We start from the raw sequence: 14,813 nt of genomic DNA, 5'->3' as shown, positions 1-14,813 counted from the left end.
CCATGGACTTTTCTGTCATCGTCGACAACCTTGGCTATTTCATGTGGGGCGCCTACCCCGACGGCCCCTTGGGCGGCGCGGCGCTGACCCTGCTGCTGAGCCTGCTGTCGGGCATCGCCGCCGGCGTGCTGGGGCTGATCGGCGGCATTGCCCTGGTGACCAGCCGCGGCTGGCTGCGCTGGGTGTTGGTGGGCGTGCTGGGTTTCCTGCGGGCGATTCCGGTGCTGATGCTGATGTTCTGGAGCTATTTCCTGCTGCCGATTCTGTTCCACGTCAACGTGCCGGCTTTGGCCACGGTGGTGTGCGCGCTGTCGCTGATCGGCGGCGCATACCTGTCGCACTCGGTGGCGGCGGGCATCAACAGCCTGCCGGCCGGCCAATGGGCCGCGGCCAGGGCGCTGGGGCTGCGGCCGGCGCAGGTGTTGTGGCTGGTGATATTGCCCCAGGCGCTGCCGCTGATGCTGCCTTCGTTCCTCAACCAGTGGGTGTCGCTGATCAAGGACACCTCGCTGGCGTACGTGATCGGGGTAGGGGAGCTGTCCTATGAGGCCACGCAGGTGAGCAACCGGGTGATGGTGCACCCGGTGGAGATTTTCCTGTTCGTGGCGCTGGTCTATTTCGTGCTGTGCAGCGCCCTGCAACTGGCGGCCAGCCGGGTGGCCCGGCGTGGCGCCAGTACCGCCCCGTAGCCGCTGCCGCAGGCTGCTAGGGGTTTTATGTGGGGCTGGAAATAATTAGACACAAAGGGCAACGGCAGCCCCTTCCTATCACGTATTTTTCACATCGGCTGGCGTACTTTGAAAGTGCTCCAGATGCTTTGCCAGGCCCGCTTTCCCCCATCGCCCGCCTGGCGTGCACAGAGCGCAGTCGGTATCACACACTTGCCCCAGCAGCACCCGGGTGGCAGCCCAGGAAGGGTCGCTGACTGGGGCAAGGGTGCCCTAGCTGAGCCAGGTCGTCACCACGCGCCGGTCCAACTCTTCCCAGTCCGCCATCCCCAGCACCCGCACCGTGTTCAACCCTCGCAAGTACCCGCGCAGCTGATTGGCCACCGCCCGCTGGGTGTCCGGGTCGGCAGTGTTCGCGCGCAGCACGTCTTCGTACTCGATCAGGTAATCGGCCACGCGCTCCTTGAACTCGGGTAGCACGGCGGCGCGAATCAGGTCGAACGTTCGCATGCAACATCCTTTTTTCGTTGTCATTGGACTGTCGGCCAGTCTGCACGCGCTATTGCCTCGGGATCAAGCGCCTTGAGCGGGGCTGGCGAGGGCAAGATGAAACTTGTCGGTTTTGTGACACTGGTTTATTGACGCTCCGGGGGGTGATGGCAAAATGCTCACCCGCGCGGCGCCCCAAGCCCGCGAATCTGGAAAAAGTGTCGCCTGGACACTTTGCTATTTGACCAAGGAAGTTACCCATGAAGTTCGCAAAAACCCTGGCCCTGGCCGTTTCGCTCACCCTGGGCGGCTGCGCCAGCTTTACCAAGGACGAAGTGGCGCCGGTGACGATGCCGTCCATGGCCAGCTACGCCAACAAACCTAACGTGTTCGTGGATTTCGATTTCTACCAGGGCACGCCAGGCAGCAGCAACGCGGTGGAAGTGCCCCAGGCGCGCAACCAGTTGCGGCCGCAGTTGGAAAAGTCGCTGAACGACTCCAAGCTGTTCGGCCGCGTAACCCTGGACGAATTCAACAAGCAGCCGGGTGACTACACCCTGCACTTGAAGGTCTACAACCACCCGCCAAGCGGTGGCCAGGTGGTTTGGGCGTTCCTGAGCGGTTTCACCCTGATGCTGGTGCCGGCGCTGGGCACCGACCAGTACACCATGACCCTGGAAGCGCAGGATGCGCGGGGCAAAACGTTGAGCACCGAGAGCAACCACGATGCGATCAATACCTGGATGGGGGTGTTGTTTGTGCCGCTGATGGCGAATACGCCGAAGGAGGCGGTGAGTGATACGTTTACGCGGCAGGTGAACGCGTTGCTCAAGCAGATGGTGGATCGGCAGAGTTTGAAGTATTCGGGGTTGGATGTGCGTGTTCCACGTGCATAAAGCAAGTTCGCGCGCCGCAAAACCGCCGTTGATCTTGATCCCGTGCGGCCTTTGATCTTGATTGTGTGCCCCATAAAGCGCCAGGGCCGACTGGAGGCGTTGGCCAAGCGGTCCCCGGCGTAGCCGGGGAAGACGGAACCGGAGGCGCTTCTATTCCGGGCCGTCGGCCGCTTGGGCGACGCCGGAGGGAGGGGACCCGCAGCGAAGCGTAGGGACCAAGCAGGGGCAAGCCTTTTTTGCTTACTTTTTGTGGCGTTTGACAAAAAGTGAGCCGGCGTAAGGCCGGAAAGGTGATTCTGCATCACCCTTGGTAATGGATATGTTCACGATATGTGGATCCCGCTTTTGAGGGTTTCGAACATATCCAATTTCGCGGCGAGACCACCGACCGTTTCGCCCTTACGGCGACTCACTTTTTTTCAAACGCCAAAAAAAGTAAGCAAAAAACGCTTGCCCCTGCTTGGGCCCTACGCTGCGCTACGGGTCCCCTCCTTCCGGCGCCGCTCAACGGGCAGACGGCACCCGCTATAGAAGCCTGCGGGTTACCGTCTCTTCGGCCTGCGGCCTCGGCCCTTCGGGCAGCCCGTTGATCGACGCCTCCAGTCGGCCCTGGCGCTTTACGGGGCATACAATCAAGATCACAAGCAAGATCAAGATCAAGAGCCAGATCACAAGCAGATCAACAGCAGATCAAAATCCGATCGAGAGCTACCGCAATTACTTCTGCGCCAGCGCCTGGGTGAACAACGGATCGCTGTACAGCGCTTTGAGCAGGTCACGCACGAGCGGGTTATAAGCATTCGCCGCATTCGCGACGGCAATCACCCCGAAAAAACTACTGCTCCACTCGCTGTTCACCGTCTTGGTAGCGTCATACTTCACCACCGAACCGTCCAGCAAGGTGAACCGCGCCGCCAGGGTGCCATTGCCTGTCACCAGGCCTGCAGCCAGGTTGGTTTCGGTTACCAGCACATTCAGATGGCGTGGCGACTGCGGGTTAACCAGCCCGGCGCGGGCCAACTCACCGTTGAGCGCGTCCTGCACGTGGCCGGCAATGCTGCCGCTGGGCGAGCTGATGGGGTTCATGCGCACGAACATCGAGCCCTGGCCCGGCGCCGCAGTCACCTGGGCCGGGGTCACCGGTTGCAGGGGAGCGTGCTGCTTGAGGGTCTGGACGTTATCGAAGTTGGGCTCGTAGGGGGTCATGGTGGCGCCACAGCCTTGCAGCAACAGGGCGAACAACGGCACCAACAATAAAGCTTTTTTCACAGCGGTTCCTTGCTTGGGGGTATTCAGAGGGCTTGATTATCGGGGGCAGGGCGCGACAGGGCAACCATGGGTGATGGCATAACGATATCTTTCATGTTCACGCTCCCTGACGCGGCCTGGGGCCGCTGCTACAGGAGTGCTGAACGGTTGCTGAAGCGGCGGCTGGTTTATCGCACGGCGCCGGCCCATGTCGTTAGGCTGCGCTGGCGCTTCGGGCGCCAATGACCTGGACGATCAAGGAAACCTACATGGACCGTTTTTTCCGTTATCACCCTCGGCTGGTGCAGCTGCAGCTCTACGGCGTCATCTGTCCGTTGATGTGCGTCTATGCGTATTTGTCCTTCCGCTACGTGCCGCTCATCGCGCTGTTTGCCTTTGGCGCGGTGTCATTGCTGGTCTTGCTGCTTATCCCCTTATTTCTGTGGTGGGGACTGTTTGGCCTGGTTCGCCTGTTCAGGTATTTCAGTGGGGAACAGGTACGGATCGGCTTCAAGACCTGGCTGGGTATCGGCGGTAGCCTGGCTGTCATGGCGTTGATGCTGCTATGGAAAAAAACGCCCGGCGGGAAATTGATGTGGCTGGCTGCCGGGGGGGCTTATTTGCTGGTGGCTACGCATTGGACGTGGCTGTATCGGAAACACTACCGACAAACCATCCTGGCCTCCCGAGGATTTAACTGGGTGGTCATCATGATGCTGCTGGTTGGATGTGGTTACGCACTCAACGTGCCGCTGGGGATCAACTTCGGCCGGCTTTGACCGCCGTCATACCCCGTAGCAGCGGCCCCAAGGCCGCGTCCTCAGGCGCCGCGTGCCCACGGTCCTGGTGGTGTCGTACTTGACCACCGAGCCGTCAAGCAGGGTGAAATGCTCACCCTAGCTAAGGTAGTCTACCGCCCGTTCATCTCCCTCACTGCCAAGCGACACCCCATGACACCCGAGCCGCCCGCCAAACTCACCAGCCAGTCCCCCGTGCCGCTGTACGCGCAACTCAAGGAACACCTGCGCTCGCGCATTCTGGATGGCACCTACCCGCCCAGCAGCCGCATGGGTTCGGAGAGCGAACTGGGCGCAGCGTTCGGCGTCAGCCGCATTACCGTGCGCCAGGCGCTGGGCGACCTGCAAAAGGAAGGGCTGATCTTCAAGATCCACGGCAAGGGCACCTTTGTGTCCAAGCCCAAGGCATTCCAGAACGTCAGTTCACTGCAAGGGCTGGCCGAAGCGCTGGCGGCGTCCGGGCACGAAGTGGTCAACCGCATGTGTGGCTTCGAGTACGTGCCGGCGGATGCCATCGTCGCTCAGCGGCTGGGGCTGGAGGAGGGGCAAGCAGTGGCGGAGATTCGCCGGGTGCGGCTGGTCAATCGCGAGCCCGTGTCGCTGGAAATCACCTACTTGCCCGAAGCGGTGGGGCGCCGCCTGGCCTCGGCGGACCTGGCCACCCGCGACATTTTCCTGATTCTGGAAAACGACCTGGACATTGCCCTGGGGCATGCGGACCTTGCCATCGACGCCACCGAAGCCGATGCAGCCATGGCTGCCGCGCTGGGCGTGAAGGCGAAGGCGCCGATCATGCGCATCGAGCGCTTGACCCACACCGCCGACGGCCAGCCGCTGGACTTCGAATACCTGTATTACCGCGGCGACGCGTTCCAGTACCGTCTGCGCATCGACCGCTGACAGCCAATATATCGTTATAGCCAAACAGTATTTACGGCTCTCCCGTGATAACCAATAACATCCTCCCCTATCTTGTTATAACAAGTTGCATCAAGGTGCGGCGGCGACCTGTTGGGTGCCGCGCAAGAGGAGCAGGGGATGACCGAGTTCAAGACAATCGAGCGCGAGTACGACATCGTCGTCATCGGCGGTGGCACGGCCGGCCCCATGGCGGCCATCAAGGCCAAGGAGCGCAACCGCGACCTGCGCGTGCTGCTGCTGGACAAGGCCAACGTCAAGCGCAGCGGCGCCATCAGCATGGGCATGGACGGCCTCAACAACGCGGTCATTCCCGGCCACGCCACGGCGCAGCAGTACACCAAGGAAATCACCGTCGCCAATGACGGCATCGTCAACCAGACGGCCGTGCTGGCCTACGCCGAACACAGCTTCGAAACCATCGAGCAGCTCGACCGCTGGGGCGTGAAGTTCGAAAAGGACGAGACCGGCGACTACGCGGTGAAGAAGGTGCACCACATGGGCGCCTACGTGTTGCCGATGCCCGAAGGCCACGACATCAAGAAGGTGCTGTACCGCCAGCTCAAGCGGGCGCGGGTCGAGATCACCAACCGGGTCATCGCCACCCGTTTGTTGACGGATAGCGAAGGCGCGGTCAGCGGCGTGATGGGCTTCGACTGCCGCACCGCCGACTTCCACGTGATCAAGGCCAAGGCGGTGATTCTCTGCTGCGGCGCCGCCGGGCGCCTGGGGCTGCCGGCTTCGGGCTACCTGATGGGCACCTACGAGAACCCCACCAACGCCGGCGACGGTTACGCCATGGCCTACCACGCAGGCGCGGAGCTGGCGAACCTGGAGTGCTTCCAGATCAACCCGCTGATCAAGGACTACAACGGCCCGGCCTGCGCCTACGTCACCGGCCCGCTGGGGGGCTACACCGCCAACAACAAGGGCGAGCGTTTCATCGAGTGCGACTACTGGAGCGGCCAGATGATGTGGGAGTTCCACCAGGAACTCGAGGGCGGCAACGGCCCGGTGTTCCTCAAACTCGACCACCTGGCCGAAGAAACCATCCAGAACATCGAGCAGATCCTGCACAGCAACGAGCGCCCCAGCCGTGGCCAGTTCCACGCAGGGCGCGGCACCGACTATCGCCAGCAGATGGTGGAAATGCACATCTCCGAAATCGGCTTCTGCAGCGGTCACAGCGCCTCCGGCGTGTGGGTGAACGAGCGCGCGGAAACCTCGGTGAAAGGCCTGTACTCGGCGGGCGATATGGCCGCAGTGCCGCACAACTACATGCTCGGCGCCTTTACCTACGGCTGGTTCGCCGGCGTCCACGCTGCCGACCACGTGGCCACCGTGGCTTTCCAGGCGCCGTCTGCCGAGCAGGTGGCGGCTGAACAGGCGCGGGTCTACGCGCCGTTGCTGCGTGAACACGGCCTGCCGCCAGCGCAGGTGGAATACAAGCTGCGGCGCATGGTGAACGATTACCTGCAACCGCCCAAGGTCACCCGCAAGATGGAGATCGGCCTGCAGCGCTTCGCGCAGATCGAGGCGGACCTTGCCAGCATGAAGGCCAGCAACCCGCACGAACTGATGCGCGCCCTGGAAGTGACGGTGATTCGCGACTGCGCGGAAATGGCCGCGCGCGCCTCGCTGTTCCGCGAGGAAAGCCGCTGGGGCCTGTACCACCACCGCGTGGACCACCCGCTGCGCAACGACGCCGACTGGTTCTGCCATTGCCACCTGAAGAAGGACGCCGATGGCCGCATGGTCAGTTTCAAGCGACCGGTGGAACCCTATGTGGTGGCCCTGGATAACGACGAGCGCACCGCCTACAACCGGCTGCGGGTGGCCCCCGGCCAACCTGCCTGACTTCTGCCCGCCATCGAGGACTGCACCATGGCCTTTGCCCCCCAGGATATTTTCTTCCGCAGCACCGCCCCGGTGACCGTGGACAGCGACAAGTGCATTGCCGAGAAGGGCTGCACCGTGTGCGTCGACGTTTGCCCGATGGACCTGCTGGCCATCGACCCCACCACCCACAAGGCGTTCATGCAGTTCGATGAATGCTGGTACTGCATGCCCTGCGAAACCGACTGCCCCACGGGCGCGGTGAAAGTGGAAATTCCTTACCTGTTGCGCTGAACACCCGCCGAGGGGATAACCTATGATGCTTCGTACCACACTGGCCGGCCTGCTGCTGGCGGCCACCGCTTTCGGCGCCCAGGCGCAGACCATCCGCATTGCCATCGGCACCCAGGACACCACCATCAATTGCGCCGCCGGTGGCCTGATGATTCGTGAGCTGGGCCTGCTGCAGAAGTATTTGCCCCATGACGGCCAGTACAAGGACGCCCAGTACGACATCCAGTGGAAGAACTTCACCAGCGGCGCGCCCCTGACCAACGAGATGGTCGCTGGCAAGCTGGACTTCGGCGCCATGGCCGATTTCCCCGGCGCCCTCAACGGCGTGGCCCATGAGGCGGCGGGGCATCACAGCCTGTTTATCAACGTGTTGTCGGGCAGCGTGCAGGGCAGCGGCAACGGTATCGTGGTGCCCAAGGACTCGTCGGTGCAGTCGATTGCCGAACTCAAGGGCAAGACCGTCTCCGTGCCGTTCGCCTCCACGGCCCACGGCATGCTGCTGCGCGCCGTGGCGGCCCAGGGCTGGGACCCGGAGCGCGACCTGACCATCATCGCCCAGCCGCCGGAAGTGGCCGGCTCGGCGCTGCAGGCGGGCAAGATCGACGCCCACGCCGACTTCGTGCCGTTCGCCGAGCTGTTCGTCAGCCGAGGTTTTGCGCGCAAGATCTACGACGGCTCGCAAGCCAAGGCGCCGACCTTCCATGGCGCCCTGGTGGAACAGGATTTTGCCCGCCAGTACCCGGAGATCGTCGTCGCCTACCTGCGAGCCACGCTGGAAGCCAACCGCCTGCTGGCCGAGCAGCCCGAGCAGTACAGCGAGTTGATCGAGCAAGTCACCGGCATCGACGCTGCGGTGAACTACCTGTACCACGGCCCGCTGGGCCTGCAGACCCGCGACCTGACCTGGAAGCCTGAATACCGCCAGGCCGTGAGCACCGCCATCGATACGCTCAAGCTGTTGAAGAAGGCTGACCGTGGCTTGAACACCGACACCTTCATCGACGACCAGTACCTGCGGGCAGCCTTCAAGGCCAGCGGCGTCGATTACGCCAAGGCCCTCGCCAACTATGCGCCGCAGCCGCTGGTGGCCAAGGACGCCGTGACCGGCCAGCCGATCACCGATTTCAAGCGGGTGGCGCAAATCTGGGTCAAGGGCGAAGCCAAGGTGCGCAGCTATGCCACGCCTGAAGAGGCGCTGGTGCAACTGGCGGCGCTGAAGCAGGCCGGCACGCCGATCCGTGGCTTCTACGCCCAGGCCAGCGACAGCGGCATCAAGTTGCTGGCCGACGACGCCTGGTTCGTCAAGACTGCCCAGGGCCGGGTCGACGCTTTCCTGCTCAAGGACCAGGCCAGCCGTGACGCGCAAAGCCGCGGCGGGCAGGTGCTGGACTTCGCCGGCGTTACCGGCACCGCTGCGCTGACTGCGCGCTGAGGACCAGCCATGAGCCATTCCAACCCGGCCCGCTGGGGCCTGCGCGGGCTGTCGATACTGGCCTGCCTGCTGTTCTGGCAGGTCGCGGCCGGCCACCACCTGGACCTGGGGTTAGTGACCTTTCGCAACGTGCCCACCCCGGGCGAGGTGTACGCGGCGCTGCACGAACTGCTGTCGTCCGCCGCCCTGGCCCGCCACGTGGCCGCCAGCCTTGCGCGGGTGGCGGCCGGCTATGCCACGGCGGCGCTGCTGGGGGTGGCGCTGGGTGTATTGATTGGCCGCTGGCGCTGGGCGTCCGACCTGCTGCTGCCGCCACTGGAAGTGCTGCGGCCGATTCCGGCGGTGGCGTGGATTCCCCTGGCGATCCTGATGTTCCCCTCATCGGAGCTGTCGATGGTCTTCATCACCTTCACCGGCGCGCTGTTCCCGATCCTGCTGAACACCGTGCACGGCGTGGAGAACGTCGACCGCCGGTTGGTGGCCTCGGCCCGCAGCCTGGGGGCAGGGCGGCTGGCCATCCTGCGCGAAGTGGTGCTGCCGGGCGCCGGGCCCAGCATCGTCACCGGCCTTGCCATCGGCATGGGCACCTCGTGGTTCTGCCTGGTGACCGCCGAAATGATCTCCGGGCAATGGGGCCTGGGCTATTACACCTGGGAGTCGTACACCTTGCAGAACTACGCGGACATCATGGTCGGCATGCTGCTGATCGGCCTGTTCGGGCTGCTCAGCAGCCTGCTGGTGAAACGCCTGGGCGCCTGGTGCATGCCATGGCACAGCCAGGCGGGGGCGCAGCAATGAGTGCCGGGCGCATTGAAGGCGAACGCGTGGGCATTCGCCTGGGCGCTGGTGCCGAGGCGTTCGAAGCGGTGCAGGCGCTGGATTTCAGCATCGAGCCGGGCCAGTTCGTGTGCATCCTGGGGCCTTCGGGTTGCGGCAAATCCACCTTGCTGGGCGCGCTGGCCGGCCACCTGCAGCCCAGCAGTGGCCAACTGCGCGTGGACGGCGCCGCGGTGGACGGGCCATCGCCGAGCCGTGGCATGGTGTTCCAGCACCACACCTTGCTGCCCTGGCGCAGCGTGCTCGACAACGTCGCCTTCGGCCTGAAGATGCAAGGCGTGGCCACTGCCGAGCGCCATCGCCAGGCCCTGGAAATGCTGCGCTGGGTGGGCCTGGAGGATTTTGCCGGGCATTGGCCGCGGCAGCTCTCGGGCGGCATGCAGCAGCGTGCCGAAATCGCCCGGGTGTTGATCAATCGGCCGCGCCTGCTGCTGATGGACGAGCCCTTTGGCGCCCTGGACGCGCAGACCCGTGCGCGCATGCAGCAACTGCTGCTGGATATCTGGGGGCGCATCGGCACCACCGTAGTGTTCGTCACCCACGACATCGATGAGGCGTTGTTCCTGGGTAACCGCATCCTGGTGATGAGCGCCCGGCCCGGGCGTTTCATCGCCGACCTGCAGCTGCCGTTCCAGCGGCCCCGGCAGCCGGGATTGCTGACCAGCCCCGAGTTCGTCGCCCTCAAGCGCCACTGCCTGGAGCTGCTGGAACACGGCCCCGACGCGCCGGCGTTGCCGCGCCTGACCCCCCTTGGCCTGCCCCTGCCACACGACCTGTCCCGAATTGCACTGTGAGCCAACCATGACCCTGAGCACCGACAACCCCGATATCCTTGACCTGCAACCGCGCCTGGAAGACGCCGACCCGGTGGTGCGGCGCATCGCCGTGATCGCCCTGGCCGACCTTGAAGACCCCGACAGCCTGCCGTGGCTCGTCGCCACCCTCAAGCACGACCCCGCCGCCAGCGTGCGCGCCGAAGCCGCGCGCCTGCTGGAAGCCTGGGAAGAACAGCCGGTAGTAGCCGGCCTGTGCGAAGCCCTGGCCGACACCGACGCCCAGGTGCGCGAAGCGGCCGCGCAAAGCCTGTCCCAGCTGAAGACCGAAGCCGCCGGGCGCTGGGTGTTGCCCTGGGCGCGCCACGCCGATCCCTTCGTGCGTGCCAGTGCCTTGCGCGCCTTGCGCGAGCTGCGCCTGGCGGACAGCGCCGAGGTGGCCCGCGAAGCGTTGCAGGACGCTGCGGCCGACATTCGCCGCGAAGCCGTGGGCATTCTGGGGTGGTTGAAGCACACCGAAGCGCTGGCCGACCTGGCCCGACACCTGGCCAACGACGACGACCTGGAAGTACGACGCATGGCCGCCGGCGCCATTGGCTTTGCCAGCACCCCGGCAGTGACCGACGCCCTGACCGCCGCGCTGGGCGACCCGCACTGGCGGGTGCGCGAGGAAGCTGCCAGCACGTTGGGCAAGGTCGGCGACGACGGCGCCGGCCCGGCGTTGGTGGCCGCGGCAGACGACGCCTATTGGCAAGTGCGCCTGCGCGCCGTGCGCTCCCTGGGCCGCCTCAAATACCGCCCGGCACGGGCCGCGGTCGAGGCGTTGCTGGCGCACAGCATCAGCAACCTGCGCAAGGAATCAGCCCTGGCCCTCGGCGAGTTCGGCGACGCCCGCGCCTTGCCGGCCCTGTGGGCGGCCGAAAACGATGGCGACCCCGAAGTGCGCAAGGCCGTGCGCATCGCCCTGTCGCAGCTGCAGCCATGAGCACGCCCGTGGCCGTGCGCAACAGCTCGCACAGCGGTTTGCTGAAGGTGGAGTGGCCCGGCGGCAGGGTACAGGTGCTCACCCATGGCCAGTTGCGCGCACGCTGCCCCTGTTCCCACTGCCGAGCGGCACGGCTGCGTGGGCGAATCGACGTGGTGAACCCCGAGGTGCGCATCACCCAGGTGGTGGACCAAGGGTATGGGCTGCAGGTGGTGTTCAGCGATGGGCATGACCGCGGGATTTACCCGTGGGCGTATGTGGCGGGGCTGGGTTAAGGAGTGTGGAGTACATGTGTACTCCTTCAGGCAAGGCTCAGGACGCAGCCTTCGGCAGCTGCTACGGGGTGGTGCTTCTAGGCGGTTTTGATGCGGCGTGGCACACTGGCGCCCCGTTTTTTCATGGACTCGATTTATGCCCGCTCCCCACGTCTCGCCCGCGCTCTGGCAAGCCATCACCGAAGCCGCCGGCGCCTCCCTGCTGACGCCCGGCGGCCAGCGCAATTTCCTCGTAGGCGAGGGCGGCGAGACGCACATCGACGTGTTCACCGGCGCCGAGCGTGCCACCCGCGTGCGCCTGCCGCGCCGGGCCTTCGAGCAGACCCTGGGTTACCTGGCCAGCAACGGCCACCTCGACCGCCCCAATGCCGTCGAGGTCAAGGCCAACCAGGACCCCGAGCGCGCCGGCCCGCTGTGCCGTGCCGCACGCCAGCGCCCCGACGGCAGCTTCGGCGCCCGGGTGGTGACCTACGTGCTGCCGATCCTGGAGTTCTGCGACGTGGTGGGCATTAACCGCACGGCGCTGCCCAGCGTTGCCTGGCTGGAGCCTTCCTGACGATGTTGACCTTGCAGCAATTCCTCGGATTCCTCGCAGCCGCGCTGCTGATCACCGCCACGCCCGGCCCGGACAACCTGATGGTGCTGGGCATGGGCATGTCCAAGGGCCGGCGCCAGGGCATCGCCTTCGGCTTGGGCTGCGCCTTTGGCTGCCTCAGCCACACGCTGCTGGCGGTGGTCGGCGTCAGCGCCTTGATCGCCGCGTCGCCCACCGCCTTCACTCTGCTGAAGATCGCCGGCGGCCTGTACCTGATCTGGCTTGGCTACAACGCCTGGCGCAGCTCGGGCGCGGTGAAGGTCGGCGCGGTCAAGGTCGCGGACGAGTCGCTGGCAAAGCTGTTCTTCAAGGGCTGCTTCGCCAACGCCATCAACCCCAAGGTGGTGCTGTTCTTCCTGTCGTTCCTGCCGCAGTTCGTGGTCGCCGGCAACGGCAGCGTTGGCGCCCAGGTGGCGCAGCTGGGGCTGACCTTCACCCTGCAGGCGGCGCTGCTGTTCGGCCTGCTGGGCTATTTTTCTGGCGCGCTGGGGCAATGGCTGAACCGTCGGCCCAAGGCGGGGGTGATCCTGGATCGGGTCGCGGGCACGGTGTTTATCGGGTTGGGGTTGAAGATCATGTTGACGCGCTGAGCGCTTAGGCCGCGCAATTTTCGCCGGGAGCGCTGGCGAGTGAAGAAAAAATGGTGATAATCCCCTTAAGTTAAGATTTTCTTGGGTCGCTGAAGAAAAAATGCCCGGCGACGCGAGCAATTAAGGATTTACCAAGTGAGTGCTGGACCACACCCACCTGGGAGCCACTTGCCAGCCTTGCGCCCTAGCGCGCCGCCAACAACCGCTTCACCGTCAACGCCAACGGCACCGTGAAGAAGAAGTGCGACATGAAGCCGCCGATGATCACCGCCGGGTCGTAGTAGTTGGGGTGGTTGTCGGAGGCGATGGAGATGGCCACGTGCATCGCCAGCCAGGCGATGACTGCGTAGAACAGGGCGATGAAAGTGGCTTCATAGCCGCGACGGCGGAAATACGGCCAGATCAGCGCGAACAACACGCCCCAGCCGATGGCGAAGGCGAAGTGAATGACCGTACCCAGCACCGACGCCCACAGGCCCAGGGCCTCCTGCACGTCCTTGCCGAACACCAGCCCCGTGGCGTTGCGCGGGATGCCGGCCAACGGCAGCAAGTGCTGCACGCCCACCCAGATCAACGCCTCGTAGACCCAGATGCACACCGCGCCGGTCAGGCCGCCCAGTGCACCGGCGCGCAACAGGGTCTTCAGGGTGTGTTTGTCCAGGCTGGCGCCTGTGCTGCGGCCGCTGGCGTTCAAGCTGAAATCTGCTTCGTGACTCATGCGCTCACCTTTTTATTGTTGTACGGAGGAACCGTCCGACAGCCGAACGTTGGGCACGACTATAGGCCTCGGGTGGTGGGCGCCTCCTCCGGGAAATGCTTAAGCAGGTATCGGTTCTTTTTATCGGCTTGAAAGCGCTCAGGTGGCGCTGAGCAACCGCTCCAGCTGCGCCCGTTCCCAGCCGCTCAACAGCTCCACGGGGTTGCTGCCGTAGGGCTTGGACGCGTCGAAGCGATAGGCCCGGGCATCCGGGCCGTGGCAGCTCTCGCAGTACTCCGGCACGGCGCCGTCGCAGTGCAGCGTAATGACCCAGTCATCGACGTCGAAGGTCACGGCGTCCAGCCGTTGCAAGCGGCGTTCGCCCATGGCGACGTCGCGCAGCACTTGGTAAACCTCGCGCGCAGCGAGGGGTGTGGTCGGCACGGTGGCAGCCCCTTTCATTCTGACGACGCGGGGCAGGGTACACGAACAGGGGGCTTGCCGCTCGCCCGAGGCATGCGGCAAGCGGCAAGCGGCAAGCGGTGGCTATTTGAAACGCGCCGCGAACAGCGGCACCTGGTCAGGCTTGATCAGCTGGAAGGGCACGAAGGTATCGCCACTCACCTGTTCGCCCTGGATCATCTTCAGCGCGATGGCCACCGCCGCCTGCGCCTGGGCCTTGGGGTCCTGGAACACCGAGGCGGCGAGCAGGCCCTTGTCGATGGCGGCCAGGCCATCGGGCAGGCCGTCGATGCCCACCACGGGAGTATCTTGCTGGCCGGCCTGCTTCAAGGCCATGGCCGCGCCGATGGCCATCTCGTCGTTGTTGGCGGCGATGCCGTCGATGCGGGTGCCGGCCAGCAGCCAGTTGCTGGTCAGGTCCATGCCTTTGTCACGCTGCCACAGGGCCGTTTGCTCGCCGACGATCTTGATGTCCGGGTACTGCTTGAGCACCTGCTTGAGCCCTTCGGTGCGGCCCAGCGTGGCGTTGTTCACCAGGTCGCCCATGATGATCGCCAGGTTGCCCTTGCCACCCATTTTCTCCGCCAGGTAGCGCATCTGCAGTTGGCCGGCCTCGATGTCATTGGAGGTCACCGCCGCCACGCCGGGTGGCAGCGTTTTCTCGTCCGGGCGGCGGTTGACGTACACCAGCGGCACCTTGGCGGCGGTGGCCGCGCGGGTGATGTTCACCGCGCCGGCGGTGTCGGCGGGCAGCACGATCACGGCGTCGACCTTCTGCGCCAGGAAGTCCTCCACCTGGCTGAGCTGGCGCACCACGTCGCCCTGGGCGTCCTGCACCTGCACCTGGATGTGCTGCTCCTTGGCGGCGTCCACCAGGTTGTTGCGGATATAGGTCATGAAGTTGTCGTCAACCTTGGCGATGGTGATGCCGACGCGGTAGTCGGCCAACGCCAGCTGGCTGGCCAGCAAGGCAGCGGCGGCAAGAAGCAGTCTGGAGCTACGCATGGGGAGTGTCCTGTTG

18 protein-coding genes are annotated in these 14,813 nt (G+C 64.8%); 13 read left to right on the top strand and 5 right to left on the bottom strand.

Features of this window, described 5'->3' with window-relative positions; translation table 11 throughout:
• Positions 1-2: 2 nt before the first annotated feature.
• Positions 3-689 carry an amino acid ABC transporter permease gene (locus tag RAM80_RS00920; protein WP_416424353.1) on the top strand — a complete coding sequence of 229 codons (687 nt, stop codon included), beginning with the start codon at positions 3-5 and terminating at the stop codon, positions 687-689.
• Between the two features lie 252 nt (positions 690-941).
• Here the strand turns inward: RAM80_RS00920 and RAM80_RS00915 are convergent, their stop codons facing one another.
• Positions 942-1,178, bottom strand: a complete 237-nt coding sequence (locus RAM80_RS00915; protein WP_416424352.1) for a hypothetical protein — start codon at positions 1,176-1,178, stop codon at positions 942-944.
• A gap of 239 nt (positions 1,179-1,417) precedes the next feature.
• On the opposite strand from RAM80_RS00915, the gene RAM80_RS00910 reads away from it, so the two are divergent.
• Positions 1,418-2,053 carry a hypothetical protein gene (locus RAM80_RS00910; RefSeq protein ID WP_416424351.1) on the top strand — a complete coding sequence of 212 codons (636 nt, stop codon included), beginning with the start codon at positions 1,418-1,420 and terminating at the stop codon, positions 2,051-2,053.
• 717 nt (positions 2,054-2,770) lie between these two features.
• Here the strand turns inward: RAM80_RS00910 and RAM80_RS00905 are convergent.
• On the bottom strand, positions 2,771-3,322 hold the full coding sequence (locus RAM80_RS00905) for a hypothetical protein (RefSeq protein WP_416424350.1): 552 nt from the start codon (positions 3,320-3,322) through the stop codon (positions 2,771-2,773).
• Positions 3,323-3,570: 248 nt separating this feature from the next.
• Between RAM80_RS00905 and RAM80_RS00900 the strand changes: the two genes are divergently transcribed.
• The 11 genes from RAM80_RS00900 (at position 3,571) to RAM80_RS00850 (ending at position 12,633) form a co-directional block, all read left to right on the top strand.
• The gene (locus RAM80_RS00900) at positions 3,571-4,080 is read left to right on the top strand and encodes a hypothetical protein (protein ID WP_416424349.1); all 510 of its coding nucleotides are present in this window, start codon (positions 3,571-3,573) and stop codon (positions 4,078-4,080) included.
• 171 nt (positions 4,081-4,251) lie between these two features.
• Positions 4,252-4,998: a GntR family transcriptional regulator gene (locus RAM80_RS00895; RefSeq protein WP_416427609.1), complete on the top strand. Its 747-nt coding sequence runs from the start codon at positions 4,252-4,254 to the stop codon at positions 4,996-4,998.
• Positions 4,999-5,136: 138 nt separating this feature from the next.
• Positions 5,137-6,873, top strand: coding sequence for a fumarate reductase/succinate dehydrogenase flavoprotein subunit (locus RAM80_RS00890; RefSeq protein ID WP_416424348.1), 1,737 nt, complete (start codon positions 5,137-5,139; stop codon positions 6,871-6,873).
• Positions 6,874-6,900: 27 nt separating this feature from the next.
• Positions 6,901-7,146: a 4Fe-4S dicluster domain-containing protein gene (locus RAM80_RS00885; protein ID WP_416424347.1), complete on the top strand. Its 246-nt coding sequence runs from the start codon at positions 6,901-6,903 to the stop codon at positions 7,144-7,146.
• Between the two features lie 22 nt (positions 7,147-7,168).
• Positions 7,169-8,578, top strand: coding sequence for an ABC transporter substrate-binding protein (locus tag RAM80_RS00880; RefSeq protein ID WP_416424346.1), 1,410 nt, complete (start codon positions 7,169-7,171; stop codon positions 8,576-8,578).
• Between the two features lie 9 nt (positions 8,579-8,587).
• Positions 8,588-9,376: an ABC transporter permease gene (locus RAM80_RS00875; protein ID WP_416424345.1), complete on the top strand. Its 789-nt coding sequence runs from the start codon at positions 8,588-8,590 to the stop codon at positions 9,374-9,376.
• A complete protein-coding gene (locus RAM80_RS00870) occupies positions 9,373-10,209 on the top strand; it encodes an ABC transporter ATP-binding protein (protein WP_416424344.1) in 837 nt (278 codons plus the stop codon). Before RAM80_RS00875 ends, RAM80_RS00870 begins: the two co-directional genes overlap by 4 nt.
• A gap of 7 nt (positions 10,210-10,216) precedes the next feature.
• A complete protein-coding gene (locus RAM80_RS00865; protein ID WP_416424343.1) occupies positions 10,217-11,173 on the top strand; it encodes a HEAT repeat domain-containing protein in 957 nt (318 codons plus the stop codon).
• Positions 11,170-11,448, top strand: a complete 279-nt coding sequence (locus RAM80_RS00860) for a DUF971 domain-containing protein (RefSeq protein ID WP_416424342.1) — start codon at positions 11,170-11,172, stop codon at positions 11,446-11,448. The genes RAM80_RS00865 and RAM80_RS00860 overlap by 4 nt, the downstream gene beginning before the upstream one ends.
• A gap of 136 nt (positions 11,449-11,584) precedes the next feature.
• Positions 11,585-12,004: a hypothetical protein gene (locus RAM80_RS00855; protein WP_416424341.1), complete on the top strand. Its 420-nt coding sequence runs from the start codon at positions 11,585-11,587 to the stop codon at positions 12,002-12,004.
• A 2-nt stretch (positions 12,005-12,006) separates the two neighbouring features.
• On the top strand, positions 12,007-12,633 hold the full coding sequence (locus tag RAM80_RS00850) for a LysE family translocator (protein ID WP_416424340.1): 627 nt from the start codon (positions 12,007-12,009) through the stop codon (positions 12,631-12,633).
• 184 nt (positions 12,634-12,817) lie between these two features.
• On the opposite strand, the gene RAM80_RS00845 is transcribed toward RAM80_RS00850, so the two are convergent.
• From RAM80_RS00845 to RAM80_RS00835, 3 genes are all read right to left on the bottom strand, one after another.
• The gene (locus RAM80_RS00845; protein WP_416424339.1) at positions 12,818-13,351 is read right to left on the bottom strand and encodes a hypothetical protein; all 534 of its coding nucleotides are present in this window, start codon (positions 13,349-13,351) and stop codon (positions 12,818-12,820) included.
• Between the two features lie 138 nt (positions 13,352-13,489).
• Entirely contained in the window at positions 13,490-13,717 is a 228-nt protein-coding gene (locus tag RAM80_RS00840; RefSeq protein ID WP_416427608.1) for a hypothetical protein, read from the bottom strand.
• Between the two features lie 159 nt (positions 13,718-13,876).
• Positions 13,877-14,797 carry a substrate-binding domain-containing protein gene (locus RAM80_RS00835; protein WP_416424338.1) on the bottom strand — a complete coding sequence of 307 codons (921 nt, stop codon included), beginning with the start codon at positions 14,795-14,797 and terminating at the stop codon, positions 13,877-13,879.
• Positions 14,798-14,813: the final 16 nt, after the last annotated feature.

Source organism: Pseudomonas sp. App30 (genome assembly GCF_047947025.1).
Classification (GTDB): domain Bacteria; phylum Pseudomonadota; class Gammaproteobacteria; order Pseudomonadales; family Pseudomonadaceae; genus Aquipseudomonas.
The sequence above is the reverse complement of the archived record's forward strand: the minus strand, read 5'-3'. Positions and strand labels throughout refer to the sequence as shown.

Bases quoted from the DNA above. Each gene is read 5' to 3' on its own strand.
- RAM80_RS00920 (WP_416424353.1), top strand. From the start codon at position 3: ATGGACTTTTCTGTCATCGTCGACAACCTTGGCTATTTCATGTGGGGC.
- RAM80_RS00915 (WP_416424352.1), bottom strand. From the start codon at position 1,178: ATGCGAACGTTCGACCTGATTCGCGCCGCCGTGCTACCCGAGTTCAAG.
- RAM80_RS00910 (WP_416424351.1), top strand. From the start codon at position 1,418: ATGAAGTTCGCAAAAACCCTGGCCCTGGCCGTTTCGCTCACCCTGGGC.
- RAM80_RS00900 (WP_416424349.1), top strand. From the start codon at position 3,571: ATGGACCGTTTTTTCCGTTATCACCCTCGGCTGGTGCAGCTGCAGCTC.
- RAM80_RS00895 (WP_416427609.1), top strand. From the start codon at position 4,252: ATGACACCCGAGCCGCCCGCCAAACTCACCAGCCAGTCCCCCGTGCCG.
- RAM80_RS00890 (WP_416424348.1), top strand. From the start codon at position 5,137: ATGACCGAGTTCAAGACAATCGAGCGCGAGTACGACATCGTCGTCATC.
- RAM80_RS00885 (WP_416424347.1), top strand. From the start codon at position 6,901: ATGGCCTTTGCCCCCCAGGATATTTTCTTCCGCAGCACCGCCCCGGTG.
- RAM80_RS00880 (WP_416424346.1), top strand. From the start codon at position 7,169: ATGATGCTTCGTACCACACTGGCCGGCCTGCTGCTGGCGGCCACCGCT.
- RAM80_RS00875 (WP_416424345.1), top strand. From the start codon at position 8,588: ATGAGCCATTCCAACCCGGCCCGCTGGGGCCTGCGCGGGCTGTCGATA.
- RAM80_RS00870 (WP_416424344.1), top strand. From the start codon at position 9,373: ATGAGTGCCGGGCGCATTGAAGGCGAACGCGTGGGCATTCGCCTGGGC.
- RAM80_RS00865 (WP_416424343.1), top strand. From the start codon at position 10,217: ATGACCCTGAGCACCGACAACCCCGATATCCTTGACCTGCAACCGCGC.
- RAM80_RS00860 (WP_416424342.1), top strand. From the start codon at position 11,170: ATGAGCACGCCCGTGGCCGTGCGCAACAGCTCGCACAGCGGTTTGCTG.
- RAM80_RS00855 (WP_416424341.1), top strand. From the start codon at position 11,585: ATGCCCGCTCCCCACGTCTCGCCCGCGCTCTGGCAAGCCATCACCGAA.
- RAM80_RS00850 (WP_416424340.1), top strand. From the start codon at position 12,007: ATGTTGACCTTGCAGCAATTCCTCGGATTCCTCGCAGCCGCGCTGCTG.
- RAM80_RS00845 (WP_416424339.1), bottom strand. From the start codon at position 13,351: ATGAGTCACGAAGCAGATTTCAGCTTGAACGCCAGCGGCCGCAGCACA.
- RAM80_RS00840 (WP_416427608.1), bottom strand. From the start codon at position 13,717: ATGGGCGAACGCCGCTTGCAACGGCTGGACGCCGTGACCTTCGACGTC.
- RAM80_RS00835 (WP_416424338.1), bottom strand. From the start codon at position 14,797: ATGCGTAGCTCCAGACTGCTTCTTGCCGCCGCTGCCTTGCTGGCCAGC.